We start from the raw sequence: 24,553 nt of genomic DNA on the forward strand, positions 1-24,553 counted from the left end.
CAGCATGATCGGCCGTCGCCCCCTAGCGGGCGGCGGCCGATCGTGTTTAGGTGCAGCTGACCGAGTTCTCAGGAACTCCTTATTGACAGTCGGCTCACGGGGGAGTGGTTCCGCATGCCTGGTGGAGGGTTCTGCAAGTTGCCGGGAGGCAGCGTGGTGGTCGCGATAGGACTGCCCAGTCCGGCCGGGGACGGCGCCTCCGTGCGCTTCCTCGTCCACGCCGCGAACCGCGCCAGGGCCCTGACCAGGCTCCGAAACCTGGGCCTGCGGTCGGTTTACCTGCGGGGGAACGCCGAACCGCCCACCCCCGACGAGATCACCGCCGTCCTCCACCACCCCGACGGCCTGCTGTGGAAGTCCGCGCCGGGCGCGGCCCAGGAGCTGTGGCACCCGGCCCGCACCCTCCCGCGGGCCCCGGCCGCCTGAGGCGCGCCGCCCGGCCCCGGCTCCCGCTAGCCGACGACCGGCTCGCCGGTGAGGAGCACGCCCGCCTCGCGGAGCTCCGCGAGCGCGCGGTCGGTGGTGCCGCGGGCGACGCCCGCCGTGAGGTCGAGCAGGACGTGGGTGCGGAAGCCCTCGCGGGCCGCGTCCAGCGCGGTGGCACGGACGCAGTGGTCGGTGGCGATGCCGACCACGTCGACCTCGGTCACGTCCCGCTCGCGCAGCCACCCCGCCAGCGTCCCGCCGTTCTCGTCCCGCCCCTCGAAGCCGCTGTACGCGGCGGCGTAGGCGCCCTTGTCGAAGACGGCCTGGACCGCTCCGCCGGCCACGGCCGGGGCGAAGTTCGGGTGGAAGCCGACGCCCTCGGTGCCGGCCACGCAGTGCCGCGGCCAGGAGTCGACGTAGTCGGGGGCCTCGCCGTCCGGGGCGAAGTGGGCCCCGGGGTCGATGTGGTGGTCCCGGGTGGCGACGACGTGCCGGTAGACGGAGCCCGCCGCCTCGCCGACCAGCTCGGTGATGGCGGCGGCGACGTCCGCGCCGCCCGTCACCGCGAGGCTGCCGCCCTCGCAGAAGTCGTTCTGTACGTCCACGACGATCAGTGCGCGGTGCATGGCGGGTGTCCTCGGGGGTCGGGCGGGCGGTCGGTCGGGGAGAGCGGTCCCGAGCCTAGAGACTCCGCCCCCGCTCCGGGAGGGGACGTCACCGGGCTCTGGACGTATCTCTAGATGTACTCCGTCGGCAGCACCGGCTCGCCGCGCGACAGCTGGATGGCCGACATCGGCAGTCCGGCGCGGGCCGTGATGTGCCGGGCGCGGGCCGTCTCCAGCGGCTCCCGGGCGACCACCTCGCCGCCCTTGACCAGCTCGACCAGGAGCTGGTCGGCGGCGAGCGCGTCGGGGACCGGGCCGGTGCCGATCACCTCGGCGGCGGCGACCCCGTCGGCGTCCCTGCGGCGCGCGGCCCACTTGCGGCCGCCGACGGACGCCTTGCCGCCCAGCGACTTCTTCGCCACCGGCACCAGCGGCGCCTTCGGGTCGGCCGAGGCGGCCCGGGCGACCAGCTTGTAGACCATCGAGCAGGTCGGGTGGCCGCTGCCGGTGACCAGCTGGGTGCCGACGCCGTACGCGTCCACCGGCGCGGCGGCCAGCGAGGCGATGGCGTACTCGTCCAGGTCGGAGGTGACGACGATCTTCGTGTCCCGGGCGCCCAGCTCGTCCAGCTGTGCCCGCACCCGGTGGGCGACGAGCAGCAGGTCGCCGGAGTCGATGCGGACGGCGCCGAGCTCGGGCCCGGCGACCTCGACGGCGGTGCGGACCGCCTCGGCCACGTCGTAGGTGTCGACGAGGAGGGTGGTGCCCCGGCCCAGGCTGTCGACCTGGGCCCGGAAGGCGTCCCGCTCGCTGTCGTGCAGCAGGGTGAAGGCGTGCGCGGAGGTGCCGACGGTGGGGATGCCGTAGCGGAAGCCGGCGGCGAGGTCGGAGGTGGAGTCGAAGCCGCCGACGTAGGCGGCGCGGGAGGAGGCCACGGCGGCCAGCTCGTGGGTGCGTCGGGCGCCCATCTCGATGAGCCGGCGCCCGCCGGCCGCCGCCGACATGCGGGAGGCCGCGGCGGCGATGGCCGAGTCGTGGTTGAGGATCGAGAGGATCACCGTCTCCAGGAGCACGCACTCGGCGAAGGAGCCCTCGACGCGCAGCACGGGGGAGCCGGGGAAGTACACCTCGCCCTCGGGGTAGCCCCAGATGTCGCCGGAGAAGCGGTATCCGGCCAGCCACTCCAGGGTCGGTTCGTCGACGATCTCCCGCTCGCGCAGGAAGCCGAGGACGGCCGGGTCGAAGCGGAAGTTCTCGACGGCGTCCAGGACCCGGCCGACGCCCGCGAGGACGCCGTAGCGCCGTCCCTCGGGCAGTCTCCGGGTGAAGACCTCGAAGACGGAGCGCCGGTCGGCGGTGCCGGCCCGGAGGGCCGCCTGGAGCATGGTGAGCTCGTACTGGTCGGTGAAGAGCGCGGTCGACGGCACGTCCACCGGGAGCCCAAGGTCCGCAGCGTTCATGTCACCGATGCTAGCGCACTATTCGTCAATCTGACGAATACCCTGCCGGTGTCGCCGGGAGGGCATGCCCGTTTGTGCGACAGGGGGTCCCGGGTGGCAGCATGGGGTAAGTGAGCATCGCGCCTATCGAGATCGAACGGACCGAGTCGGCCGAGGAGGTCTCCGCGGTCGTCGAGCCCGACGTCCCCTGGGTCACCCTCGTGCACAACGACCCGGTGAACCTGATGAGCTATGTCACCTACGTCTTCCAGGCGTATTTCGGCTACTCCAAGGACAAGGCGCACAAGCTGATGCTCGACGTGCACAACAAGGGCCGCGCGGTGGTCTCCAGCGGCACCCGCGAGGAGATGGAACGGGACGTGCAGGCGATGCACGGCTACGGACTGTGGGCGACCCTCACCCAGGACCGCGGCTGATGGCCGGCCACTTCGAGGCGGTGCCCGGCGGCGGGGCCGCCGTCGCGCTCGACGAGGTCGAGGTCTCCATCCTGCGCTCCCTCACCGTCCAGCTCCTGGAGCTGATCGGCCCGGGCGAGGAGCCCGAGGCGGACGCCGACCCGCTCGCCGCCCTCTTCGCCGAGGGCCCCAGCAAGCCGCCCGCCGACCCCGCCCTGCGCCGGCTCTTCCCCGACGCCTACGGGGACGACACCGAGGAGCTGCGCGCCGCCGCGGCGGACTTCCGCCGCTACACCGAGAACGACCTGCGCGCCCGTAAGCGCGAGGACGCCCTCGTCGTGGTGCGCGCCCTGGACGGGCTGGACACCGAGCCCGAGGAGTCCGTGCTCCTGAAGCTGACCCCCGACGAGTCCCGCGCCTGGCTCGGCACCCTCAACGACCTGCGGCTGACCATCGCCACCCGGCTGGAGATCACCGAGGACGAGGAGAGCGAGCGGCTCTACCGGCTGCCGGACAGCGACCCCCGCAAGCCGATGGTGATGGCCTATCTCTGGCTCGGCGCGCTTCAGGAGTCACTGATCGAGACGCTGATGTCCTGAGCGTCCGGCGCGGCAGGGCGTTCGCTCAGCGGACGCTCAAATCCGGATAACGAACTCGTTATCCGAGCGGGCGCTTTGCCGTCTTGAGTCCCTTTCGCACCCCTCTTTTTGTGGTGCGCGCCACATCCAACTCCGTCGATCACCCCCCACCCCGTGATAAATCTTCACGACCACTCGGGCACGCCACCCCTGTTCCCGAGGGCGCTCGGGCCGGCTGACCGCCGGTAGCACTCCATCCACATCCGGGGGGATCAGGATCTGATCCGCAGCAGACGCAGTCGCGGTCGCGCGGATCAGCATGGAGAAAGGCGCACCACCATGACCTCAGTGCGGGTCGACAAGCAGCACGACGGCAATGAGGCCGCGGACTCCGCCCCGGGCGAGGGTTACCACCGGGCACTCGGAGCCCGTCAGATCCAGATGATCGCGATCGGCGGTGCCATCGGCACCGGCCTCTTCCTCGGAGCCGGCAAGGGCATCTCCAAGGCGGGCCCCAGCCTGATCCTCGCGTACGCCCTCGCGGGCCTCGTCATCTTCTTCATCATGCGGGCGCTCGGCGAGCTCCTCATGTACCGCCCCGTCTCCGGCTCCTTCTCGGAGTACGCGCGGGAGTTCATCGGCCCCTTCGCGGGCTTCGTCACCGGCTGGACGTACTGGCTCTTCTGGGTCGTCACCGGCATCACCGAAGTCACCGCCGCGGCCACCTACATGACGTACTGGTGGGACATCCCGCAGTGGCTGTCCGCCCTCGTCTTCACGATCATCCTGTACGGCGCCAACCTGATCTCCGTGAAGCTCTTCGGCGAGCTGGAGTTCTGGTTCTCCATGGTCAAGGTCACCGCCATCGTCGGCATGATCCTGATCTGCGCCGGCATCCTCACCCTCGGCTTCTCCGACGCCGGCGACACCGCCTCGATCACCCACCTGTGGGACCTCGGCGGCTTCTTCGCCGGTGAGGACGGCATCGCCTCCACCCTCATGACCCTCCAGATGGTCATGTTCGCCTTCCTCGCGGTCGAGCTGGTCGGCGTCACCGCCGGCGAGTCGAAGGACCCGAAGACCGTCCTGCCCAAGGCCATCAACACCGTGCCGTGGCGCATCGCCGTCTTCTACGTCGGCGCGCTCATCATGATCCTGTCGGTCGTCCCGTGGACCCACTTCAAGCCGGGCGTCTCGCCGTTCGTCGCCGCCTTCGAGGAGATGGGCTTCCAGGCCGGCGCCGCGATCGTCAACTTCGTCGTCCTGACCGCCGCCCTGTCCTCCTGCAACTCGGGCATGTACTCCACCGGCCGCATGCTGCGCGACCTCGCGCTCAACGGCCAGGGCCCGAAGGTCTTCACCCGGCTGACGAAGAGCGGCACCCCGCTGATCGGCACCACCTTCTCCGCCGCGCTGATGATGGTCGGCGTCTGGATCAACTACCAGTGGCCCGGCGACGCCTTCAACTACGTCGTCTCCTTCGCCACCATCTCCGGCATGTGGGCCTGGATCATGATCCTCGTCTGCCAGATCCGCTACCGCCGCAAGGCCGACCGCGGCGAACTGCCCCAGTCCTCCTTCAAGGCCCCCGGCGGCATCTGGGCCAGCGTCTTCGCCCTCGCCTTCATCGGCCTGGTCGTCGTGACCATGGGCATGGACCAGGACAACCGCGTCGCCCTCTACGGCGCCCCGGTCTGGGGTCTCCTCCTCGCCGTCGCCTACCTGGTGCTCAAGTCCCGCAACCCCGAGGGCGCCGCCTTCGCCAAGCGCTCCTGACACACTCCGTCCCAGCATCCGGGCCGCCCCGTACCACTCCTCGGTACGCGGCGGCCCGTCCGCATATCCTGTCGGCATGCTGACCCTCACCCGAGACCTGTACGACCGGATCGTGGAACACTCCCGGGCGGACCACCCCGACGAGGCATGCGGCGTGGTCGCGGGGCCGGTCGGCTCGGGCCGCCCCGAGCGGTTCATCCCGATGCTCAACGCCGCCCGCTCGCCCACCTTCTACGAGTTCGACTCCGCCGACCTCCTCAAGCTCTACCGCGAGATGGACGACCGCGACGAGGAACCCGTGATCATCTACCACTCGCACACGGCGACCGAGGCGTACCCCTCCCGCACCGACATCACCTACGCCAACGAACCCGGCGCCCACTACGTCCTCGTCTCCACCGCCGACACCGACGGCGCCGGCGACTTCCAGTTCCGCTCCTACACGATCGTCGACGGCGTCGTGACCGAGGAGGACGTCAAGGTCGTGGAGGCGTACGCCTGAGGCGTACCGCTAGTCTGACCGCGACCTTTCAGGGCGGCAGGACCCAGGAAGCCGGTGCGAACCCGGCGCGGTCCCGCCACTGTGACCGGCCCCCTCCCCGGGGGCCGCCAGCCAGGAACTGACCTGCCGCCTTCTCCACCGATCGGGGACGTGGAAATCCCCGGAGGAGGCTCCGCCATGTCCTGGCGCCGCACCACGCCGTCCGCGCTCGCCCTGCTCCCGCTGCTCGCCGCCTGCGCGGCCCCCGCGGCCGGACCCACCGCCGCGAAGCCCGCACCCGGCTTCCCGTACACCGTCGTCAACTGCGGTGTCACCACCACCCTCCAGGCCCCGCCGCGCCGCGCGGTCACCATGAACCAGCACGTCACCGAGGTGATGCTCGCCCTCGGCCTGGAGAAGTCCCTCGCCGGCACCGCCTACCTCGACGACGCCGTCCTCCCCGCCTACGCGAAGGCGTACGACTCCGTCCCCGTCCTCGCGAAGGAGTACCCCTCCAGGGAGGCCCTCCTCGCCGCGAACCCCGACTTCGTCTACGGCGGCTACACCAGCGCCTTCGACGCCAAGGCCGGACGCGGCCGCGACGACCTGGCGAAGTCCGGCATCGGCAGCCGCCTGAACACCGAGTACTGCGCCGACGGACCCGTCTCCGTCGACGACCTCTACCGCGAGGTCACCGAGGTCGGCCGCACCTTCGGCGTCCCCGACCGCGCCGAGCGGTGGACGGACGACGCCCGCGCCTCCCTCGCCGCCACCGAGAAGCGCCTCAAGGACCTCGACCCCGTCTCCGTCTTCGTCTACGACAGCGGCGACAAGACCGCCTTCACCGCCGGCGGCCGGGGCATCGGCAACGACCTCATCACCCGCGCCGGCGGCCGCAACGTCTTCGCCGACCTCGACAAGCCCTTCGGCGACGCGGCCTGGGAACAGGTCGTCGCCCGCGAGCCCGACGTCGTCCTCCTCTACGACTACGGCTCCACCACCGTCGAGCAGAAGAAGCGCCGCCTCCTCGACGACCCCGCCCTGAAGGACGTCCCCGCCATCAGGAACCGCCGCTTCGCCGTCCTCCCCCTCTCCGACACCGTCCTCGGCGTCCGCGTCCCCGCCGCCGTCGACAAGCTCGCCGCCCAGCTCCACCCGGCCGCCGCCCGGTGACCGCCACCACCACCGTCCGCCCGGCCGCCGGCCGGGCCCGGCGGGCCCCGGCCGGGCGCGCCCGGTACGCCGCCGTCGTCGCCGGGCTCCTCGCCGCGCTCGCCGCCGTCGTCCGCGCCTCCCTCGCGCTCGGCTCCGTACGGATCCCGCCCGGCCAGGTCCTCGACGCGCTCACCGGCCGCGCCGCCCCCTCCCCGTACCGCACGATCGTCCTCGACGTGCGGCTGCCCCGGGTCCTGCTCGGCGCCGTCGTCGGCGCCGGGCTCGCCGTCGTCGGCACCGTGCTCCAGGCACTCGTCCGCAACCGGCTCGCCGACCCCTTCCTGCTCGGGATCTCCTCCGGCGCCTCCACCGGCGCCGTCCTCGTCATCGTCCTCGGCATCGGCGCGTCCACCGCCCTCGCCCTGCCCGCCGGCGCCTTCGCCGGCTCCCTCCTCGCCCTCGTCCTCGTCTACGGACTCGCCCGCCGCGGCTCCACCATGACCGGCCCCCGGCTCGTCCTCGCCGGCGTCGCCGTCTCCTACGTCCTGTCCGCCCTCACCACCCTCCTCCTCGTCACCGCCGGCCGCCCCGAGCACTTCCAGGAAGCCCTCTACTGGTCCCTCGGCGGACTCGGCTCCGCCCGCTGGGACACCCTCGCGCTCCCCGCCGCCGTCCTCACCCTCGGCACCGGCGTCCTGCTCGCCCTCGCCCGCCCCCTCGACCTCCTCCTCACCGGCGAGGAGAGCGCCACCGTCCTCGGCCTCGACACCGACCGCTTCCGCGCCGCCGTCTTCGTCCTCGCCTCCCTCGTCACCGCCGTCATGGTCGCCGCCAGCGGCGCCGTCGGCTTCATCGGCCTCATGGCCCCGCACGCCGCCCGCCTCGCCGTCGGCTCCCCGCACCGCCGGCTGCTCCCCGTCGCCGCGCTCGGCGGCGCCGTCGCCCTCGTCGCCGCCGACCTCGGCGCCCGTACCCTCGCCGCACCCCAGGACATCCCCGTCGGCGTCCTCACCGCCCTCACCGGCGGCCCCCTCTTCCTCTGGCTGATGCGCCGCCGCCCCGAAGGAGCCGCCCTGTGACCGGCCTGCGCCTCGAAGCCCTCTCCCACCGGGACCGGCTCCACGCCGTCGACCTCACCGCCCGCCCCGGCGAGACCGTCGGCCTCATCGGCCCCAACGGCAGCGGCAAGACCACCCTCCTGCGCTGCGTCTACGGCACCCTCGCCCCCACCTCCGGCCGCGCCCTCCTCGACGGCACCGACCTCACCCGGCTCGGCCCCGGGGAACGCGCCCGCCGGGTCGCCACCGTCCCCCAGGACTCCGCCGCCGACATCGACCTCACCGTCCGCGAACTCGTCGCCCTCGGCCGCTCCCCGCACAAGCGCTTCTGGGAGGGCGACACCGCCGACGACCTGGCCCGCGCCGACGCCGCCCTCGCCCGCGTCGGCCTCACGGCCCTCGCCGACCGCACCTGCCCCACCCTCTCCGGCGGCGAGCACCGGCGCGCCCTCCTCGCCCGCGCCCTCGTCCAGGAACCGGAACTCCTCGTCCTCGACGAACCCACCAACCACCTGGACATCCGCCACCGGCTCGACGTCCTCGCCCTGGTCCGCACCCTGGGCACCACCAACCTGCTGGCCCTGCACGACCTCAACCTCGCCGCCGCCCACTGCGACCGGCTCTACGTCCTCGAAGCAGGCCGGATCGTCACCGGCGGCACCCCCGCGGAGGTCCTCACCCCCGAACTGCTGGCCGCCGTCTACGGCGTGGAAGCCGAGGTCGTTCCGCACCCCAGGACCGGTACACCGACCGTTCTCTACCCGCCCGGTCCGTCAGTCGGTCGGAAAACATCCAGTATCTGAGATCACATTCCGGAACCCGGACCGGGAATCGATACGATGAGCCCATGGTTTCCCACGACGTGAGCGAAGAGACTCCGGGCACCGTGCTGCTCGTGGCACGCCTGCACGTCGACCTGTGCCGCCTGGCCAGCGCGATCTGTTCGTCCCGCGCCGCGCTCTGAGCCACCGGCCGAGCGCCCTCACGCACGACCCCCCTCCGCGCGGGGGCCCCAGCAGCGCGCCCACCACGTCACGTACGAGTCTTCCGACAGGAGCCCACGCCATGGCCATCGAGGTCCGCATCCCGACCATCCTCCGCACCTACACCGACGGCGAGAAGGCCGTCGAGGGCAGCGGTGACACCCTCGCCAAGCTCTTCGCCGACCTGGAGACCCGCCACGCCGGCATCGAGGCCCGCATCGTGGACGACGGCAAGCTCCGCCGTTTCGTCAACGTCTACCTCAACGACGAGGACGTCCGCTTCCTGGACGGCATCGAGACCAAGCTGACCGACGGCGACAGCGTCACGATCCTGCCGGCCGTCGCCGGCGGCATGGTCTGATCCACATGCGCTACGACTCCTCGCTGGCGGCGGTCGGCAACACGCCGCTCGTCCGCCTCCCCCGGCTCTCGCCCTCGGACGACGTCCGCATCTGGGCGAAGCTGGAGGACCGCAACCCGACCGGCTCGGTCAAGGACCGCCCCGCGCTCCACATGATCGAGCAGGCGGAGAAGGACGGCCGCCTCACCCCCGGCTGCACCATCCTGGAGCCGACCAGCGGCAACACCGGCATCTCGCTGGCCATGGCCGCCAAGCTCAAGGGCTACCGCATCGTCTGCGTCATGCCCGAGAACACCAGCGAGGAGCGGCGGCAGCTGCTCGCCATGTGGGGCGCCGAGATCATCTCGTCCCCCGCGGCGGGCGGCTCCAACACGGCCGTGCGGGTCGCCAAGGAGCTCGCCGCCGAGAACCCGACCTGGGTGATGCTCTACCAGTACGGCAACCCGCACAACGCCGGCGCCCACTACGCCACCACGGGCCCCGAGATCCTCGCCGACCTGCCGTCGATCACCCACTTCGTGGCCGGCCTCGGCACCACCGGCACCCTCATGGGCGTCGGACGGTACCTCCGCGAGAACAAGCCCGACGTCAAGATCGTCGCCGCCGAGCCGCGCTACGACGACCTCGTCTACGGCCTGCGCAACCTCGACGAGGGCTTCGTCCCCGAGCTCTACGACGCCTCCGTCCTCACCACCCGCTTCTCCGTCGGCTCCGCCGACGCCGTCACCCGCACCCGCGAACTCCTCCAGCAGGAGGGCATCTTCGCGGGCGTCTCCACGGGCGCCGCCCTGCACGCGGCCATCGGCGTCGGCAACAAGGCCGTCAAGGCCGGCGAGAGCGCCGACATCGCCTTCGTCGTCGCCGACGGCGGCTGGAAGTACCTCTCCACCGGCCTCTACACGGCCGCCACCACGGAAGAGGCCATCGCCGCGGTCCAGGGCCAGCTCTGGGCGTAGGCACCCACGGGCGCCACAGGCGCCCCCACTAGGGCCTGTCCGACCATTGGCGTCGGATCAGGCCCTAGCGCGCGAGATGGCGGACCCGGTCCCACAGGACCGGGTCCGCCTCTCCCGCTTTCCGGCGGAAGTCCCGCAGCGGCACGTCCCGCAGCTCGTCCGTCTCCAGGAAGCTCGGCCGCCCGCGCGCGTCGCCCACCGCCCCCGGCGGCAGCGCGATCACCCCGGGCCGCTCGTCGTGGTACTTGCTGGTGATCTTCGCGACCAGCGCGCCGTCCCCCCGCACCGCCAGCACCAGACACGGCCGGTCCTTCGAACCGGGCCCGTCCTCGAAGGGCACCTCGGCCCACCAGATCTCCCGGGGCCGCGGCACCCGCGCCCCGGGCTTCCGCCCCGTCGGCCGGCCCGGCGGACGGGTCCGGACCGGCGGGCGGGCACGCCCCGGAGCCGGACGGCGCGAAGCGCGCCGCCGTCCGTCGGCGACCGCCACCACCAGCGCGATCACCACGACCGCGGCCAGCGCGGGCCACCACGACGTGTCCATACCCCATGACGTTACCGGCGCGGGCCGCACCGCGCCGCCGCGCCCCGCCGTCCATCCGAACCGGTGACAGAGCCCGTGAGTTCGCCCACAACGGGACGCCACGAAGGAGCGACCGGCCCCCGTGCGCCTTACGCTCGTCTGACCGCACGGCCTCCCCCTCCCCTTTGCGTGCCTGACCGCACCCGTCCACGGAGGTTCACGCTCCTATGAAGCTCACCGTCGTCGGCTGCTCGGGGTCGTTCCCTTCCGCGGAATCGGCCTGTTCGAGCTACCTCGTCGAGGCCGACGGCTTCCGGCTGCTCCTCGACATGGGCAACGGCGCCCTGGGCGAGCTGCAGCGCCACATCGGCCTGTACGACCTGGACGCGATCTTCCTCAGCCATCTCCACGCGGACCACTGCATCGACATGTGCGGCTACTTCGTCGCCCGCTACTACCGGCACGAGGGCGGCCGCTGCGACGCGCTCCCCGTGTACGCCCCCGAGGGCGCCGAGCAGCGCCTGACCACGGCCTACGCGGACACGCCCTCGCCCAGCTCGATGAGCGAGGTCTTCGACTTCCGCACCCTGGGGTCCGACACCTTCGAGCTGGGCCCGTTCACGATCCGCACCGAGAAGGTGTGCCACCCGGTGGAGGCGTACGGCATCCGGGTCGAGCACGGCGGCCGCTCGCTCGCGTACTCCGGCGACACCGGCGTCTGCGAGGAGCTGCACGCGCTCGCCGACGGGGTGGACCTCTTCCTCTGCGAGGCGTCCTTCACCCACGGCAAGGAGGACATCCCGGAGCTGCACCTCAACGGCCGGGAGGCCGGCGCCCACGCGGCCCGGGCCGGCGTGGGCCGGCTCGTCCTCACCCACATCCCGCCGTGGACGGACGGCGAGCGGAACCTGGCCGACGCGCGGGCCGTGTACGGGGGCCCGGCGGAGCTGGCGAAGTCGGGCGCGGTCTACGAGGTCTGACGCCCTGTGCTCCACGAGGTGTGAGCCCCCGGTGTTCCGCGAGGTCCGAGCCCCCGTGGGACACGAGGTCCGAGCCCTTGTGGGACACGAGGTCCAAACCCCTTTGAGACACGGGGAAGGCCCCGGAACCTCTCGGTTCCGGGGCCTTCGCCTTGGTGCGGGGGAGGGCTCACGCCTTGGTGAGGTCCTCGATCTCCTCCTCGGGCTCGCGGCCCGGGGTGGGGAGGTTGAACTTGGTGATCGCGAAGCGGAAGACCACGTAGTAGATCGCCGCGAAGACGAGGCCGATCGGGATGATCATCCACGGCTTGGTCGCGAGGTTCCAGTTCAGCAGGTAGTCGATGCCGCCGGCGGAGAAGGTGAAGCCGGCGTGGACGCCGAAGGCCCAGGTGACGGCCATCGAGACGGCGGTGAGGACCGCGTGGATCGCGTAGAGGACCGGCGCGATGAACATGAACGTGAACTCGATCGGCTCGGTGATACCGGTGACGAAGGAGGTCAGCGCGAGCGAGAGCATCATGCCCATGACGGCCTTGCGGCGCTCCGGGCGGGCGGCGTGGGCGATGGCGATCGCGGCGGCCGGGAGACCGAACATCATGATCGGGAAGAAGCCCGACATGAAGATTCCGGCGCTCGGGTCACCGGCGAAGAAGCGGTTGAGGTCACCGTGGACGACCTCGCCGGCGGCGTTGGTGAAGTCACCGATCTGGAACCAGGAGACGGTGTTCACGAACTGGTGCATGCCGACCGGGATCAGCGCGCGGTTGATGAGACCGAAGAGGCCGGCGCCACCGGCGCCGAGGCCGGTCATCCACTCGCCGAAGCTGGAGATGCCGTTGCCGATGGGCTCCCAGACCAGGCCGAAGACGACGCCGACGGCGGTGCCGACGAAGGCCATGATGATCGGGACGAGACGGCGGCCGTTGAAGAAGCCGAGCCAGTCGACCAGCTTGGTGCGGTGGAACTTCTGCCACAGGACCGCGGAGAGCAGACCCATGAGGATGCCGCCGAGGACGCCGGGGTTGTTGTACTTGGCGGCGACGTCGGCGCCGTCCTGGATGACGGCCTCGGCGACCGGGAAGGCCTTCAGCACGTTGCTGTAGACCAGGAAGCCGACCAGGGCGGCCAGGGCGGTGGAGCCGTCGGCCTTCTTGGCGAAGCCGATGGCGACGCCGATGCAGAAGAGCAGGGGCAGGTTGTCGAAGACCGCGCCACCGGCGGTGGCGAAGACCGAGGCAACCTTGTCCCAGCCCAGGCCGTCCTTGCCGAAGACGTCGGCCTGGCCGAGACGGAGCAGAATACCCGCGGCCGGCAGCACGGCGATCGGCAGCTGCAGGCTGCGACCGACCTTCTGCAGGCCCTGGAACAGGCCGGATCCGCGCTTCTTCGCGGGAGCGGCGGCCTGGGCGGTGGCCGTACTCATCAACTTCCTCCAGTAGGCAAGGCGCCGCCAGAGGACAGTGGAAAGGGGGTGACGGCGGCGTCTCGTGGAACGCGGTGGTCTGGACCGCGTGGTCTACACCAATGAGTGGTGTAGACCAGTTGTAGCACGTGAGACTTAGATAAGGAACCTGCGAATTTTTGTCGTGGGGGCATAGTGATGAAGGCGTGACAAAAGGCCCCCGGACCATGAGGTCCAGGGGCCTTCCGCGAGGCTCGGGAGGGGCCGAAAGCCCCGGAACGGTCAGGCTCGTGAAGACCGCCGCGGTGCCGTCACGCACCGGGCCGCCGCCTCACTTGACGTTGTCGCGCTCCATCTCCTCGCCCACCTCGTCCGGCTCGCGACCGGGGGTCTGGAGGTTGAACTTGGTGATCGCGAACCGGAAGATCACGTAGTACACGACCGCGAAGGCCAGGCCGATCGGAATGATCAGCCACGGCTTCGTCGCCAGGTTCCAGTTGATGACGTAGTCGATCAGGCCGGCCGAGAAGCTGAAGCCGTCCTTCACGCCGAACGCCCACGTCACCGCCATCGACACGCCCGTCAGCACCGCGTGGACCGCGTACAGCAGCGGCGCGATGAAGAGGAACGAGTACTCCAGCGGCTCCGTGATGCCGGTGACGAACGAGGTCAGCGCCACCGAGAGCATCAGGCCGCCGACCTCCTTGCGGCGGTGCGGCTTCGCGCAGTGGGTGATCGCCAGCGCCGCCGCCGGAAGCGCGAACATCATGATCGGGAAGAAGCCCGTCAGGAACTGGCCCGCGTCCGGGTCACCCGCCAGGAACATCGGGATGTCACCGTGGACCACCGTGCCGTCCGGCTTCTCGTACGTGCCGAACTGGAACCAGATGGGCACGTTCAGGAACTGGTGCAGGCCGATGACCAGCAGCGCCCGGTTCGCCAGACCGAAGATGCCCGAACCCCACGAGCCGAGCCCCACCAGCCAGTCGCTGAAGCTCTCCAGGGCGTCACCGATCGGCGGCCAGATCCACAGGCAGAGCGCGGCGAACGCGATCGCCACGAACGTCATGATGATCGGCACGAGCCGGCGGCCGTTGAAGAAGCCCAGCCAGTCGACCAGCTTCGTCCGGTGGTACCGCTGCCACAGGTACGCGGTGAGCAGACCCATGACGATGCCGCCGAAGACGCCCGGGTTCTGGTACGTGTAGCCCGCGAACGAGTCGTCGGCGCCGAGGCAGCCGCCGATGATGTCCTTCGTACCCTCGGGGCAGTCCTTCGGGAACTGACGCAGCACCGTGTAGTAGACGAGGAAGCCGACGACCGCGGCCAGCGCCGTCGAACCGTCCGACTTCTTCGCCATGCCGATCGCGACGCCGATGCAGAACAGCAGGGGCAGGCCGAGGCTGCCGTCGAGCAGCGCGCCTCCCGCGCCGGCCATCACCTTGGCGACGTTGTCCCAGCCCAGGCCGTCGGCCCCGAAGACGTCCGGCTGGCCGAGCCGGTTGATGATGCCCGCGGCGGGGAGCACGGCGATGGGGAGCTGAAGGCTGCGCCCCATCTTCTGCAGACCCTGGAAGAGATTGCCCCACAGGGACTTCTGCGGCCGCGCCGCGGCGCTGTCCGTACTCATCGGCGACCTCCCTGCCCCGGAACAAGCCGGGACCGCGTCTCGTTGCACACTGGTGTAGACCACTTGCGGTAGGCTCCGGAAGCCCGCTGAGGACAGGCCGCCGGTGATCGTCATCATTCGGCAGAACGGCGGCACTCGCTCGCGAAGTTGAGCCAACCGTGGGTTACCGTGACAAAGCGGACCGCCGGTGCGCCGAGATTCGCGTGTCCCGCGAACGGAACGGACAGGGAGAAACACATGGCCACCAAGGCTGAGAAGATCGTCGCCGGGCTCGGCGGCATCGACAACATCGAAGAGGTCGAGGGCTGCATCACCCGCCTGCGCACCGAGGTCGCCGACGCCAGCCTCGTCGACGACGCCGCGCTCAAGGCCGCCGGCGCCCACGGCGTCGTGAAGATGGGCACCGCCATCCAGGTCGTCATCGGCACCGACGCGGACCCGATCGCCGCCGAGATCGAAGACATGATGTGAGCAGCTGACACCAGCTGACGAGGGCCCGTTCCGGCAGGGGAACGGGCCCTCGTGCGTACCCCCGTACCGGTCGGCCCCTCCCCTCCATGGGGCTAGGCTCGTCCCATGTCTCGCATCGACGGCCGTACCCCCGAACAGCTCCGCCCCGTCACCATCGAACGCGGCTGGAGCAAGCACGCCGAGGGCTCCGTCCTCATCTCCTTCGGCGACACCAAGGTCTTCTGCACCGCCTCCGTCACCGAAGGCGTCCCCCGCTGGCGCAAGGGCAGCGGCGAGGGCTGGGTCACCGGCGAGTACTCCATGCTCCCCCGCTCCACCAACACCCGCGGCGACCGCGAGTCCGTCCGCGGCAAGATCGGCGGCCGCACCCACGAGATCTCCCGCCTCATCGGCCGCTCGCTCCGCGCCGTCATCGACTACAAGGCCCTCGGCGAGAACACCATCGTCCTCGACTGCGACGTCCTCCAGGCCGACGGCGGCACCCGCACCGCCGCCATCACCGGCGCCTACGTCGCCCTCGCCGACGCCGTCGCCTGGGCCCAGGGCAAGAAGCTCGTCAAGGCCGGCCGGCAGCCACTCACCGGCACCGTCTCCGCCGTCTCCGTCGGCATCGTCGGCGGCGTCCCCCTCCTCGACCTCTGCTACGAGGAGGACGTCCGCGCCGACACCGACATGAACGTCGTCTGCACCGGCGACGGCCGCTTCGTCGAGGTCCAGGGCACCGCCGAGGCCGAGCCCTTCGACCGCGCCGAGCTCAACGCCCTCCTCGACCTGGCCTCCGCCGGCTGCGCCGACCTCGCCGACCTCCAGCGCAAGGCGCTCGACGCCACCCTCTGAGGAACTCTCCCGCCCTGAGCTGCGTCCTTTACGGCAAGGGGCGCGCGGCCGTACCGTGCGCCCCGCCGACATGTACGCAGCCAGGGGAGGACCCGAACAGTGAAGCGCCGCCGCACCATAGCCCTCGCCGTCGCCACGGCGGCGGCAGTGACGACCCTGCTCACGGGCTGCGGAGCCCTCGACAAGGCGATGGACTGCGTGAAGACCGCCGACGCGATCGCCACGTCGGTGGGCAAGCTCCAGCAGGCCGTCTCCAACGCCACCAACGACGTCACGCAGATCGAGGAGTCGCTCAACTCCATCTCCACCGAGCTGGGCAACCTCGAGAACACGACCGACAACGCCGACCTGGCCAAGGCCGTCGACGACCTCACCAAGGGCGTCGACTCGGTCCGCACGGCGGTGAAGAACGGCGACACCACGCCCGACATCACGCCCATCACCGACGCGGCCGCCGAGGTCGGGAAGGTCTGCACCCCGGGATAATCGGGGGCATGACCCGACAGCGCCTGATCCTCGCCACCCGCAACGCGGGCAAGATCACCGAACTCCACGCGATCCTCGCCGACGCGGGCCTCGACCTCGACCTCGTCGGCGCGGACGCGTACCCCGAGATCCCCGACGTCAAGGAGACGGGCGTCTCCTTCGCCGAGAACGCCCTCCTCAAGGCCCACGCCCTCGCCCAGGCCACCGGCCTCCCGGCGGTCGCCGACGACTCGGGCCTCTGCGTGGACGTCCTGGGCGGCGCCCCCGGCATCTTCTCCGCCCGCTGGGCCGGCACCCACGGCGACGACAAGGCCAACCTCGACCTGCTCCTCGCCCAGCTCGGCGACATCGCCGACGAGCACCGCGCCGCCCACTTCGCCTGCGCCGCCGCCCTGGCCCTCCCCGACGGCACCGAACGCGTCGTCGAGGGCCGCATGGAGGGCACCCTCCGCCACGAGCCGACCGGCACCAACGGCTTCGGCTACGACCCCATCCTCCAGCCGGCCGGCCACGACGTGACCTGCGCCGAACTGACCCCCGCCGAGAAGAACGCCATCAGCCACCGAGGCAAGGCCTTCAGGTCCCTGGCCCCGGTGGTCCGGGAGCTGCTGGGCTGACGGCAACGAGAAGGGGCGCCTCGCCTTGCGACGGTGCGCCCCTTCATCGTGCGGCCGATGGGACTCGAACCCACATGGGCGAAACGCCCAGAGGCACCTAAAACCTCCGCTTATACCATTCAGCAACGGCCGCTTGCCCCGCCATGCTACCGGTGACGGCTCGCCTGACTAAGGGCTACGCCGCTTTCCGCCCCGGCACCAGGTATCGGTCACCGCATGACAGTTGGGGCACAGCAAGCGAAGGTTCTCGCGCCGGTCGTCGCTCCAGTCCCCGTTGACGTGATCGATCTCCAGGGTCATCGGCTTCCCGAGCCACTCGGGCCCGGTGCCGCATTCGGCGCACTCTTCGCGTGTGCCCACCTCGCGGAGCGCCCGCCGGAGCAGGTGCGTCCTGGTTCTGCGCCGGCCGTCGTGTCGGACCAGGATCTCCGCTGCCGGTTTCGTCGGCCCGGACCTGCCTCGTTGGTGGGCCTGCCCCAGGAAGTGTGTGGTGGCCACGCCGTCCTCTGTCGTCCACCGATGGAACAGTCTCCGCGCCTGCCTGCTGTCCTGCCGGCCCAGGAGGCGTAGGGCGCCGGAGACGGAGACGGATCTCTCGACCGCGCTCCGCAGTTCCTCCGGCGCGGGGCGCGGTGGATGGTTGCCGCCTCGCCGGTGAGGAAAGTGCGCGATGTCGATGCCGTAGTGGGCGAAGCGCTTCAGGAGGTAGCGGCGCAGCTTGTCGTACGGCTGTACGCCGAAGAACTCCATGACCTCCGTGATGTCCCCGCACCGCGAGGCCGCTTCGGCCAGCCGCTCCGGGGTGTACCGGACGGCCTCCCTCACCGGAGGCGGCCCTTTCCGCGCCCCCGGTAGTTGTCCGTCGCCGAGTGGCAGTTGGGGCAGAGGAACCGCAGGTTCTCGATGCGGTTGTCGCGCCAGTCGCCGTCGATGTGGTCGATCTCCAGCCGGAGCGGGCGGCCACGCCAGACGCCTTCGTTGCCGCACCGTGCGCACTGTTTCCGTGCCCCGGCCTCGGTCATCGCCCAGGCAAGACGATCGCTCGGGACGCGTCGGGCCTGCGCGCCGGTCTGCCGCACGAGAAAGGCGTCGGGTGTCCGCGGGCGCCAGGGCTTGCCCCGCTGGGCAGGTGCGCGGAAGTGCGAGACATCGATCCCGTACGTCTTGATCCGGCGGCTGATGTGCGTGTGCTGCCCGCCCACGAGCTCGACGCCCAGTCGGCGCAGGACGTCCGTCATGTTCGTGGACGCCGCCACCGCCTCCGCCAGCACCTCCCGCGTCCACCGCACCCCCTCCCGCTCGAAGTGCGACGTGTCCACGCCCAGCTTCCGCATGCGGTCGTGCAGGTAGCGCCGTGACCCGCTTCTCGGGTCCACTCCCAGCCGTTCCAGCGCCTGCGTCAGTGTCCGTGCCCCTCGCGCCGCCGATTCCAGCCGGTCCTTCGTGTACGGACTCGTCCCCATCTGAACGGACCCCCTCCCCAGTGCGGATCTCGTACAGATCAACGAGCCGAATATCGGACGGTTACGCCGATCGCGCGCGGAATGCGGACGGGCCCGCGCCCCGTCCGTGGAGGGGGTGCGGGCCCGTTCGGGGGGACCGGGGGTGGTCAGATGCCCAGGTCGCGGATGATCTTGGCGACGTGGCCGGTGGCCTTGACGTTGTAGAAGGCGTGCTCGATCTTGCCCTCCTCGTCGACGACGACCGTGGAGCGGATGACGCCCGTGACGGTCTTGCCGTAGAGCTTCTTCTCGCCGAAGGCGCCGTACGCCTCCAGGGTGGACTTGTCGGGGTCGCCGACCAGGGTGACCTTGAGGTTCTCCTTCTCGCGGAACTTCGCGAGCTTCTCCGGCTTGTCGGGGGAGACGCCGATGACGTCGTAGCCGGCGGCGGCCAGCACGTCGAGGTTGTCGGTGAAGTCGCACGCCTGCTTGGTGCAGCCGGGGGTGAGGGCGGCCGGGTAGAAGTAGACGATGACCTTGCGGCCCTTGTGGTCCGCGAGGGAGACCTCGTTGCCGCCCGCGTCCGGCAGGGTGAAGGCGGGGGCGGTGTCGCCGGGCTGCAGTCGCTCGCTCATGGCTCGCTCTCCTCGGGGGGTGTGCGCGTACGTGATGAGCCTAATGGGGGTCGGGGACGGCCTCCCGGCGGCGGAACTGACAGACTGTCCACCAACGACCGGATCACGACTACGGAGGCAGCGCGGTGTCGGACGCCAGGACCCCTGCGCAGATCGAGGCGGACATCGTCCGCCGGCGCGACCAGCTCGCCGTCACGCTCGACGAGATCGGCATTCGGATGCATCCGAAGACGATCATCGGAGACGCGAAGGCCAGGGTCGCCTCGACCGTCGACGAGACCGCGGGGCGGGCGTTCGTCGCCGTGAACCGGGTCGTGTCCGACGTGAAGGCACGTTTCACCGACGAGGAGGGCGCGCCGCGCCTGGAGCGGGTGGTGCCGGCCGCGCTCGTGGCCGTCGCCGTGGTGGGGCTGCTGCTCAGCTCCTCCCGGAAGCACAAGGGCTGAGCCGGCCCGGTAGGTTCGTTCCCGTGAGCGAGAACACCCACGACAAGCTGCCCATCCGGATGCTCCACGACCGGGTCCTGGTCCGCACCGACTCCCCGGAGGGGGAGCGGCGCTCCGGGGGCGGGATCCTGATCCCGGCGACCGCCGCGGTCGGCCGCCGCCTGGCCTGGGCCGAGGTGGTCGCGGTCGGGCAGAACGTCCGGACCGTCGAGATCGGCGACCGGGTGCTGTACGACCCCGAGGACCGCGCCGAGGTGGAGGTGCGGGGCGTGGCCTACGTGCTGATGCGGGAGCGGGATCTGCACGCGGTGGCGGCGGACCGGTTCCAGAGCGCGGACTCGACCGGGCTGTACCTGTAGCGAGTGAACGGACGAAGGCCCTGGTGACCGGTGTCACCAGGGCCTTTGCCCGTTCTTTGCTAGGCTGGGGGCACCCCGACGAGACGCGCCGTACCGGGACATCGGAAAAGACGACGCACCTTTCCTTTTCCGTCTCGCGGAGGTGTTCTCGTCATGGCCTGGGTTCTGCTCGTCGTCGCCGGTCTGCTCGAAGTCGGCTGGTCGATCGGGATGAAGTACACCGAGGGCTTCACCCGTCTGTGGCCGAGCGTCTTCACCGGCGCCGGGATCGTCGCCTCGATGCTGTTGCTCTCGCAGGCCGCGAAGACCCTCCCCATCGGTACCGCCTACGGCGTCTGGGTCGGCATCGGCGCGGCCGGTGCGGCGGTGCTCGGCATGGTGGTGCTCGGTGAGCCGGCGACCGCCGCCCGGATCTTCTTCGTCTGTCTGCTGCTGGTCGCCGTGGTGGGCCTGAAGGCGACCTCGGGGCACTAGGGCCTGCGCTTGCCGCCCGGCCGCTTCGCCGGGCCGGGGCCCGCCTCGCCGGTGTCGTACCAGCCGTCCCCGTCGCCCTCCCCGTCTTCGTCGCCGTCGCCCTCGCTCTCCAAGCCGTCCGGTGTCGGGGGCACCTCGGGGAGTGCGGCGCCCGGCATGAGGCGCAGGTCGAAGTCGCGTACGGGTGTGTCCGCGAGGGCTTCGCGGGTGAAGCGGGCCCAGATCTCGGCCGGGGGGCCGCCGCCGTTGACGCGGGGGAGGCCGAGGGCGCCGTACAGGGGCTCGTGGGCGCCGGACTCGGGGTCCTGGCCCATGAGGGCGACGACGGTCGCGAGTTCGGGGGTGTAGCCGGCGAACCAGGCGGCCTTGTCGTCCTCCGCGGTGCCGGTCTTGCCGGCCGCGGGGCGTCCGGCGGCCTGCGCGGCCGTGCCCGTACCGGTCTCGACGACGCCGCGCAGGACGGCGGTGGTGGTGTCGGCGGCCTCGCGGCCGACGGCCTGCCGGGGTTCGGTGGAGGGCAGCGGCAGCGGCTCCCCGTCGCGGGAGAGCGCGGTGACGAGGGTGTGGTCGCCGCGGCGGCCGTGCGCGGCGAGGGTGGCGTAGGCCTGGGCCATGTCGAGGACGCTGGCGGTGGCGGGGCCGAGTGCGATGGAGGGGGAGGCGGTGAGGTCGGGGGTGGCGGCGGGCAGGCCGAGCGCGACGGCGGTGCGGCGCACGTGGGCGGGGCCGACGTCGACGGCCATCTGGGCGTAGACCGCGTTCACGGAGAGGTCGGTGGCGGCGCTGACGGGGATCTCGCCGTAGCTCTCGCCGTCCTCGTTGGCGGGGTCGTACGGGACGCCGGGCCAGCCTTCGACGGGCCGTCGGTCGGTGCCGTCGTAGAGGGTGTAGGGGGTGATCGGTTCGCCGTACTGGGTCTGGGCGCCGCTCTGCACGGCGGCGGTGAAGACGAAGGGTTTGAAGGTGGAGCCGACCTGGTAGTCGCGGCGGGTGGCGTTGTTGACGTACTGCTCGGTGTAGTCGATGCCGCCGTAGAGGGCGACGACGCGGCCGGTGGCCGGTTCGACGGCGGCGGCGCCGGCCCGTACGTACCGGTCGGTGGGGTTCGCGGCGGGGTCGAGGCGGTGGGTGACGCGGTCCTCGACGGCGCGGACGAGGGCGGCCTGGCGGTCGGGGTCGAGGGTGGTGACGATCCGGAAGCCGCCGCCGGCGAGGGTCTTCTCGTCGACGATGCCGCGGCTGGTGAGGTACTCCTCGACGGCCTGTACGAGGTAGCCGCGCTGGCCGGAGAGGCCGGTGGCGGGGCGGGCGGTCTGCGGGTCGGGGAAGCGGAGGGCGGCGCGTTCGCCGGCGGTGAGCCAGCCCTCCTTGACCATGCCGTCGAGGACGTATCCCCAGCGGGCGAGGACGGCGGGGCGGTTCTCGGGGTGGGTGGTGACGTCGTAGGCGCTGGGGGCCTTGAGGAGGGCGGCGAGGTAGGCGCCCTCGGCGGTGCCGAGGCGTTCGACGTCCTTGCCGTAGTAGGCGTGGGCGGCGGCCTGGACGCCGTAGGCGTTGCGGCCGAAGTAGCTGGTGTTGAGGTAGCCCTGGAGGATCTCGTCCTTGGTCTTCTCGCGCTCCAGCTTGATCGCGATGAAGAACTCCTTGGCCTTGCGGGTGAGGGTCTGCTCCTGGCCCAGGTAGTAGTTCTTGACGTACTGCTGGGTGATGGTGGAGCCGGACTGGCGGCCCTTGCCGGTGACGGTGTTCCAGGCGGCGCGGACCATCGCCTTGGGGTCGACGGCGCGGGAGGTGTGGAAGTCGCGGTCCTCGGCGGCGAGGACGGCCTGCCGGACGGTGAGGGGGATCCGGTCGAGGCGGACGTTCTCGCGGTTGACCTCGCCGTCGCGGGCGAGGACGGTGCCGTCGCGGTAGAGGTACAGGTTGGACTGGGCGACGGCGGCGGCGTTGGCGGCCGGGATGGACACCAGGAGGTATCCGGCCACGAGGCCGCCGGCGAGCAGCACTCCGCCGAGCAGGAACAGGCCGAGGGCGGCGCGCAGCAGGCGGCGGGGGAGGGAGCGCCGGGGCCGGGCGGGGGTGCGGCGTGCGGGGAGGGTGGGGTCCCTCGGTTCCCAGCCCGGATCCGCGCCCGGGTCCGGGGGTGGCGCGGCGGCGGAGGAGGAGCGCAACGAAGGGGACATGGCATCACATAGTGCACATAAAGCGGGCGAAACTCCCGAAGGTGAGGGGTGACTGACGGGAAATCCGCTCGCGGCGCGGTGCCGGAGGCCACTAAGGTCGTGCGCTTCGTCCCTCTTCCTCCGTACGCGCACCGAAAGGGCAGCTCCATGCTGCGGCTGTACGCGACCGTGGCCGCGGGCGGCTTCCGGCGGTACGCCACCTACCGGGTGGCCACCCTGGCGGGCCTCTTCACCAACACGGTCTTCGGGTTCGTCTTCTCGTACACCTACATCGCCCTGTGGGCCGAACGGCCGCAGCTCGGCGGCTACTCCATGGCCGACGCCCTCGCCTACGTCTGGATCGGCCAGGCCCTCATCACCGTCTGCGGCATGATGGGCGGCGGCTTCGAGGCCGAGCTGATCGAGCGGATCAGGACGGGCGACATCGCCGTCGACCTCTACCGCCCCGCCGACCTCCAGGGCTGGTGGTGCGCGGCCAACGCGGGCCGGGCCGCCTACCAGCTGCTCGGCCGGGGCGCCGTCCCGCTCGTGATCGGCGCGTTCGCCTTCCGCTTCACCCTTCCGGCCGGTCCGGCCGGCTGGGCCGCCTTCCTGCTCGCGGTGGCCCTCGGCTCGCTCGTGTCGTTCGCGCTCTGGTACCTCGTCGCGATGAGCGCCTTCTGGCTGCTCGACGGCCAGGGCGTGGTGCAGGTGGCCTGGCTGGCCGGCCTGTTCTTCTCCGGGATGCTGCTCCCGCTGAACGTCTTCCCCGGCGCGCTCGGCGAGTTCGCCCGCGCGCTGCCGTGGGCCGCCCTGCTCCAGGTCCCGGCGGACGTCTACCTCGGCCGGTACGGCGACGGCCCGGGCCTGCTGCGCGCGTACGGCTTCCAGCTCGGCTGGCTCGCGGTGCTGCTCGCGGCGGGGCGCGCGGCGCAGGCCGCGGCGACGCGGAAGGTGGTGGTGCAGGGTGGATGAGCTGCTGACGGCCGCCCCTGCGGAAGGGACGGCGGGCGGGGCCCGTACGGAGGAGGCGTACCGCCCCGCGGCCGACGCCCTCCGCACGTACCGGATGGTCGCCGCCCTGTGGATCCGCTCCACGATGACCTACCGCGCGTCCTTCGCGCTGACCCTCGCCAGCTCCTTCTGCGTCACCTTCTTCGACTTCGTCGTGATCCTGCTGATGTTCGGGCAGGTCCGGGGCCTCGGCGGCTTCTCCTTCGCCGAGGTCGCCTTCCTGTACGGCACCACCGGCACCGCCTTCGGGATCGCCGACCTGACGCTGGGCTCGCTCCAGCGGATGGGCCGCCGGATCCGGGACGGCTCGCTCGACGTGTTCCTGCTGCGGCCGGCGCCGCTGCTCGCGCAGGTCGCGGCGGACGCGTTCGCGCTGCGCCGCCTGGGCCGGGTGCTCCAGGGGCTGATGGTGCTGGTGTGGAGCCTGGTGCTGCTGCGCGACGAGGTGGCGTGGTCCTGGGGGAGGGCGCTGATGGTGCCCTGGACGGTGGTCTGCGGGGCGGTCATCTTCATGGCGGTGATGGTCCTCGGCGCGTCGGCGCTCTTCTGGCTCCAGGACGCGGCCGAGGTCACCAACTCGTTCACGTACGGCGGCAACACGCTGCTCCAGTACCCGCCGACGGTCTTCGCGCAGGACCTGGTCAAGGGCGTGGTGTTCGTGGTCCCGCTGGCCTTCGTGAACTGGCTGCCCGCGCTGTACGTCCTCGGGCGCCCCGCCCCGCCCGGGGTGCCGTCCTGGGCGGCCTTCGCCTCGCCGCTCGTCGCCCTGGTCTGCTGCGGGGCCGCGGGCCTGGCGTGGCGGGCGGGCGTCCGCTCGTACCGATCGACAGGGAGCTGAGAG

30 protein-coding genes, 1 tRNA gene and 2 riboswitches are annotated in these 24,553 nt (G+C 71.4%); of the genes, 21 read left to right on the forward strand and 10 right to left on the reverse strand.

Annotated elements, in window-relative coordinates; translation table 11 throughout:
* Nucleotides 1-114: 114 nt before the first annotated feature.
* Nucleotides 115-426 (forward strand): hypothetical protein, encoded by a 312-nt coding sequence (locus IE321_RS06575; protein WP_043228128.1) that lies wholly within the window; start codon nt 115-117, stop codon nt 424-426.
* A 26-nt stretch (nt 427-452) separates the two neighbouring features.
* On the opposite strand, the gene IE321_RS06580 is transcribed toward IE321_RS06575, so the two are convergent.
* Both IE321_RS06580 and IE321_RS06585 read right to left on the reverse strand, forming a co-directional pair.
* Nucleotides 453-1,052: an isochorismatase family protein gene (locus tag IE321_RS06580; protein ID WP_190222096.1), complete on the reverse strand. Its 600-nt coding sequence runs from the start codon at nt 1,050-1,052 to the stop codon at nt 453-455.
* A gap of 110 nt (nt 1,053-1,162) precedes the next feature.
* Nucleotides 1,163-2,491, reverse strand: coding sequence for a nicotinate phosphoribosyltransferase (locus tag IE321_RS06585; RefSeq protein ID WP_190222097.1), 1,329 nt, complete (start codon nt 2,489-2,491; stop codon nt 1,163-1,165).
* Nucleotides 2,492-2,601: 110 nt separating this feature from the next.
* On the opposite strand from IE321_RS06585, the gene clpS reads away from it, so the two are divergent.
* From clpS to IE321_RS06630, 10 genes are all read left to right on the forward strand, one after another.
* Nucleotides 2,602-2,907, forward strand: coding sequence for an ATP-dependent Clp protease adapter ClpS (clpS, locus tag IE321_RS06590; protein WP_043228132.1), 306 nt, complete (start codon nt 2,602-2,604; stop codon nt 2,905-2,907).
* Nucleotides 2,907-3,485, forward strand: a complete 579-nt coding sequence (locus tag IE321_RS06595) for a DUF2017 domain-containing protein (protein WP_190222098.1) — start codon at nt 2,907-2,909, stop codon at nt 3,483-3,485. Before clpS ends, IE321_RS06595 begins: the two co-directional genes overlap by 1 nt.
* Nucleotides 3,486-3,803: 318 nt before the next feature.
* Nucleotides 3,804-5,240: an amino acid permease gene (locus tag IE321_RS06600; protein WP_043228134.1), complete on the forward strand. Its 1,437-nt coding sequence runs from the start codon at nt 3,804-3,806 to the stop codon at nt 5,238-5,240.
* A gap of 76 nt (nt 5,241-5,316) precedes the next feature.
* Nucleotides 5,317-5,742, forward strand: coding sequence for a M67 family metallopeptidase (locus tag IE321_RS06605; RefSeq protein WP_043228135.1), 426 nt, complete (start codon nt 5,317-5,319; stop codon nt 5,740-5,742).
* A 21-nt stretch (nt 5,743-5,763) separates the two neighbouring features.
* A riboswitch (cobalamin riboswitch) is annotated at nt 5,764-5,883 on the forward strand.
* A gap of 36 nt (nt 5,884-5,919) precedes the next feature.
* Nucleotides 5,920-6,894: an ABC transporter substrate-binding protein gene (locus IE321_RS06610; RefSeq protein ID WP_043228136.1), complete on the forward strand. Its 975-nt coding sequence runs from the start codon at nt 5,920-5,922 to the stop codon at nt 6,892-6,894.
* Nucleotides 6,891-7,955 carry a FecCD family ABC transporter permease gene (locus IE321_RS06615; protein ID WP_190222099.1) on the forward strand — a complete coding sequence of 355 codons (1,065 nt, stop codon included), beginning with the start codon at nt 6,891-6,893 and terminating at the stop codon, nt 7,953-7,955. Before IE321_RS06610 ends, IE321_RS06615 begins: the two co-directional genes overlap by 4 nt.
* On the forward strand, nt 7,952-8,737 hold the full coding sequence (locus IE321_RS06620) for an ABC transporter ATP-binding protein (protein ID WP_190222100.1): 786 nt from the start codon (nt 7,952-7,954) through the stop codon (nt 8,735-8,737). The genes IE321_RS06615 and IE321_RS06620 overlap by 4 nt, the downstream gene beginning before the upstream one ends.
* A 44-nt stretch (nt 8,738-8,781) precedes the next feature.
* Nucleotides 8,782-8,898, forward strand: coding sequence for a putative leader peptide (locus IE321_RS43145; protein ID WP_315986240.1), 117 nt, complete (start codon nt 8,782-8,784; stop codon nt 8,896-8,898).
* A 101-nt stretch (nt 8,899-8,999) separates the two neighbouring features.
* Nucleotides 9,000-9,278: a MoaD/ThiS family protein gene (locus IE321_RS06625; protein ID WP_043228140.1), complete on the forward strand. Its 279-nt coding sequence runs from the start codon at nt 9,000-9,002 to the stop codon at nt 9,276-9,278.
* A 5-nt stretch (nt 9,279-9,283) separates the two neighbouring features.
* Entirely contained in the window at nt 9,284-10,234 is a 951-nt protein-coding gene (locus IE321_RS06630) for a PLP-dependent cysteine synthase family protein (protein WP_043228141.1), read from the forward strand.
* A 64-nt stretch (nt 10,235-10,298) separates the two neighbouring features.
* On the opposite strand, the gene IE321_RS06635 is transcribed toward IE321_RS06630, so the two are convergent.
* Complete coding sequence (locus IE321_RS06635; RefSeq protein WP_190222101.1) at nt 10,299-10,778, reverse strand: type II toxin-antitoxin system PemK/MazF family toxin; 480 nt, start codon at nt 10,776-10,778, stop codon at nt 10,299-10,301.
* Nucleotides 10,779-10,984: 206 nt separating this feature from the next.
* Between IE321_RS06635 and IE321_RS06640 the strand changes: the two genes are divergently transcribed.
* The gene (locus IE321_RS06640; RefSeq protein WP_043228145.1) at nt 10,985-11,737 is read left to right on the forward strand and encodes an MBL fold metallo-hydrolase; all 753 of its coding nucleotides are present in this window, start codon (nt 10,985-10,987) and stop codon (nt 11,735-11,737) included.
* Between the two features lie 169 nt (nt 11,738-11,906).
* Here the strand turns inward: IE321_RS06640 and IE321_RS06645 are convergent, their stop codons facing one another.
* A complete protein-coding gene (locus tag IE321_RS06645; protein ID WP_043228146.1) occupies nt 11,907-13,160 on the reverse strand; it encodes a PTS transporter subunit EIIC in 1,254 nt (417 codons plus the stop codon).
* Nucleotides 13,161-13,470: 310 nt separating this feature from the next.
* Nucleotides 13,471-14,769, reverse strand: coding sequence for a PTS transporter subunit EIIC (locus IE321_RS06650; RefSeq protein WP_043228147.1), 1,299 nt, complete (start codon nt 14,767-14,769; stop codon nt 13,471-13,473).
* A 237-nt stretch (nt 14,770-15,006) separates the two neighbouring features.
* On the opposite strand from IE321_RS06650, the gene IE321_RS06655 reads away from it, so the two are divergent.
* From IE321_RS06655 to rdgB, 4 genes are all read left to right on the forward strand, one after another.
* Entirely contained in the window at nt 15,007-15,240 is a 234-nt protein-coding gene (locus IE321_RS06655) for a PTS sugar transporter subunit IIB (RefSeq protein ID WP_043228148.1), read from the forward strand.
* 105 nt (nt 15,241-15,345) lie between these two features.
* On the forward strand, nt 15,346-16,077 hold the full coding sequence (gene rph, locus IE321_RS06660; protein ID WP_043228150.1) for a ribonuclease PH: 732 nt from the start codon (nt 15,346-15,348) through the stop codon (nt 16,075-16,077).
* A gap of 99 nt (nt 16,078-16,176) precedes the next feature.
* A complete protein-coding gene (locus tag IE321_RS06665; protein WP_043228151.1) occupies nt 16,177-16,563 on the forward strand; it encodes a hypothetical protein in 387 nt (128 codons plus the stop codon).
* 8 nt (nt 16,564-16,571) lie between these two features.
* A complete protein-coding gene (gene rdgB, locus IE321_RS06670) occupies nt 16,572-17,180 on the forward strand; it encodes an RdgB/HAM1 family non-canonical purine NTP pyrophosphatase (protein WP_190222102.1) in 609 nt (202 codons plus the stop codon).
* Between the two features lie 49 nt (nt 17,181-17,229).
* Here the strand turns inward: rdgB and IE321_RS06675 are convergent.
* The 4 genes from IE321_RS06675 to bcp all read right to left on the reverse strand — a co-directional run bounded on the left by IE321_RS06675 (nt 17,230) and on the right by bcp (nt 19,257).
* A tRNA-Leu gene (locus IE321_RS06675) sits at nt 17,230-17,313 on the reverse strand.
* Between the two features lie 35 nt (nt 17,314-17,348).
* Nucleotides 17,349-17,930 carry an HNH endonuclease signature motif containing protein gene (locus IE321_RS06680; protein ID WP_226651608.1) on the reverse strand — a complete coding sequence of 194 codons (582 nt, stop codon included), beginning with the start codon at nt 17,928-17,930 and terminating at the stop codon, nt 17,349-17,351.
* A 71-nt stretch (nt 17,931-18,001) separates the two neighbouring features.
* Entirely contained in the window at nt 18,002-18,643 is a 642-nt protein-coding gene (locus IE321_RS06685) for an HNH endonuclease signature motif containing protein (protein ID WP_190222104.1), read from the reverse strand.
* Nucleotides 18,644-18,789: 146 nt separating this feature from the next.
* The gene (gene bcp, locus IE321_RS06690) at nt 18,790-19,257 is read right to left on the reverse strand and encodes a thioredoxin-dependent thiol peroxidase (protein WP_190222105.1); all 468 of its coding nucleotides are present in this window, start codon (nt 19,255-19,257) and stop codon (nt 18,790-18,792) included.
* A 125-nt stretch (nt 19,258-19,382) separates the two neighbouring features.
* Between bcp and IE321_RS06695 the strand changes: the two genes are divergently transcribed.
* From IE321_RS06695 to IE321_RS06705, 3 genes are all read left to right on the forward strand, one after another.
* Complete coding sequence (locus tag IE321_RS06695; RefSeq protein WP_043228156.1) at nt 19,383-19,703, forward strand: DUF3618 domain-containing protein; 321 nt, start codon at nt 19,383-19,385, stop codon at nt 19,701-19,703.
* A gap of 23 nt (nt 19,704-19,726) precedes the next feature.
* Entirely contained in the window at nt 19,727-20,062 is a 336-nt protein-coding gene (locus IE321_RS06700; protein ID WP_043228158.1) for a GroES family chaperonin, read from the forward strand.
* Nucleotides 20,063-20,120: 58 nt separating this feature from the next.
* A riboswitch (guanidine-III (ykkC-III) riboswitch) is annotated at nt 20,121-20,182 on the forward strand.
* Nucleotides 20,183-20,215: 33 nt separating this feature from the next.
* Nucleotides 20,216-20,536, forward strand: a complete 321-nt coding sequence (locus IE321_RS06705; RefSeq protein ID WP_017237091.1) for a DMT family transporter — start codon at nt 20,216-20,218, stop codon at nt 20,534-20,536.
* On the opposite strand, the gene IE321_RS06710 is transcribed toward IE321_RS06705, so the two are convergent.
* A complete protein-coding gene (locus tag IE321_RS06710) occupies nt 20,533-22,719 on the reverse strand; it encodes a transglycosylase domain-containing protein (RefSeq protein WP_190222106.1) in 2,187 nt (728 codons plus the stop codon). The genes IE321_RS06705 and IE321_RS06710 overlap by 4 nt on opposite strands.
* A gap of 150 nt (nt 22,720-22,869) precedes the next feature.
* Here IE321_RS06710 and IE321_RS06715 point away from each other — a divergent pair, with 150 nt between their 5' ends.
* Both IE321_RS06715 and IE321_RS06720 read left to right on the forward strand, forming a co-directional pair.
* Nucleotides 22,870-23,673, forward strand: coding sequence for an ABC transporter permease (locus IE321_RS06715; RefSeq protein ID WP_043228188.1), 804 nt, complete (start codon nt 22,870-22,872; stop codon nt 23,671-23,673).
* Entirely contained in the window at nt 23,666-24,550 is an 885-nt protein-coding gene (locus tag IE321_RS06720; protein ID WP_372470213.1) for an ABC transporter permease, read from the forward strand. Before IE321_RS06715 ends, IE321_RS06720 begins: the two co-directional genes overlap by 8 nt.
* Nucleotides 24,551-24,553: the final 3 nt, after the last annotated feature.

The organism is Streptomyces hydrogenans (genome assembly GCF_014656075.1).
GTDB classification, from domain to species: domain Bacteria; phylum Actinomycetota; class Actinomycetes; order Streptomycetales; family Streptomycetaceae; genus Streptomyces; species Streptomyces hydrogenans.

Excerpts from the sequence above, each read along its gene's own strand:
- IE321_RS06650 (WP_043228147.1), bottom strand. The coding sequence starts at position 14,769 with ATGAGTACGGACAGCGCCGCGGCGCGGCCGCAGAAGTCCCTGTGGGGC.
- IE321_RS06595 (WP_190222098.1), top strand. The coding sequence starts at position 2,907 with ATGGCCGGCCACTTCGAGGCGGTGCCCGGCGGCGGGGCCGCCGTCGCG.
- IE321_RS06640 (WP_043228145.1), top strand. The coding sequence starts at position 10,985 with ATGAAGCTCACCGTCGTCGGCTGCTCGGGGTCGTTCCCTTCCGCGGAA.
- rdgB (WP_190222102.1), top strand. The coding sequence starts at position 16,572 with ATGACCCGACAGCGCCTGATCCTCGCCACCCGCAACGCGGGCAAGATC.
- IE321_RS06685 (WP_190222104.1), bottom strand. The coding sequence starts at position 18,643 with ATGGGGACGAGTCCGTACACGAAGGACCGGCTGGAATCGGCGGCGCGA.
- IE321_RS06710 (WP_190222106.1), bottom strand. The coding sequence starts at position 22,719 with ATGTCCCCTTCGTTGCGCTCCTCCTCCGCCGCCGCGCCACCCCCGGAC.
- IE321_RS06575 (WP_043228128.1), top strand. The coding sequence starts at position 115 with ATGCCTGGTGGAGGGTTCTGCAAGTTGCCGGGAGGCAGCGTGGTGGTC.
- IE321_RS06705 (WP_017237091.1), top strand. The coding sequence starts at position 20,216 with ATGGCCTGGGTTCTGCTCGTCGTCGCCGGTCTGCTCGAAGTCGGCTGG.
- IE321_RS06630 (WP_043228141.1), top strand. The coding sequence starts at position 9,284 with ATGCGCTACGACTCCTCGCTGGCGGCGGTCGGCAACACGCCGCTCGTC.
- IE321_RS06600 (WP_043228134.1), top strand. The coding sequence starts at position 3,804 with ATGACCTCAGTGCGGGTCGACAAGCAGCACGACGGCAATGAGGCCGCG.
- IE321_RS06635 (WP_190222101.1), bottom strand. The coding sequence starts at position 10,778 with ATGGACACGTCGTGGTGGCCCGCGCTGGCCGCGGTCGTGGTGATCGCG.
- IE321_RS43145 (WP_315986240.1), top strand. The coding sequence starts at position 8,782 with ATGGTTTCCCACGACGTGAGCGAAGAGACTCCGGGCACCGTGCTGCTC.
- IE321_RS06580 (WP_190222096.1), bottom strand. The coding sequence starts at position 1,052 with ATGCACCGCGCACTGATCGTCGTGGACGTACAGAACGACTTCTGCGAG.
- IE321_RS06605 (WP_043228135.1), top strand. The coding sequence starts at position 5,317 with ATGCTGACCCTCACCCGAGACCTGTACGACCGGATCGTGGAACACTCC.
- IE321_RS06645 (WP_043228146.1), bottom strand. The coding sequence starts at position 13,160 with ATGAGTACGGCCACCGCCCAGGCCGCCGCTCCCGCGAAGAAGCGCGGA.
- IE321_RS06610 (WP_043228136.1), top strand. The coding sequence starts at position 5,920 with ATGTCCTGGCGCCGCACCACGCCGTCCGCGCTCGCCCTGCTCCCGCTG.
- IE321_RS06585 (WP_190222097.1), bottom strand. The coding sequence starts at position 2,491 with ATGAACGCTGCGGACCTTGGGCTCCCGGTGGACGTGCCGTCGACCGCG.
- rph (WP_043228150.1), top strand. The coding sequence starts at position 15,346 with ATGTCTCGCATCGACGGCCGTACCCCCGAACAGCTCCGCCCCGTCACC.
- IE321_RS06655 (WP_043228148.1), top strand. The coding sequence starts at position 15,007 with ATGGCCACCAAGGCTGAGAAGATCGTCGCCGGGCTCGGCGGCATCGAC.
- IE321_RS06625 (WP_043228140.1), top strand. The coding sequence starts at position 9,000 with ATGGCCATCGAGGTCCGCATCCCGACCATCCTCCGCACCTACACCGAC.
- bcp (WP_190222105.1), bottom strand. The coding sequence starts at position 19,257 with ATGAGCGAGCGACTGCAGCCCGGCGACACCGCCCCCGCCTTCACCCTG.
- IE321_RS06680 (WP_226651608.1), bottom strand. The coding sequence starts at position 17,930 with ATGGAGTTCTTCGGCGTACAGCCGTACGACAAGCTGCGCCGCTACCTC.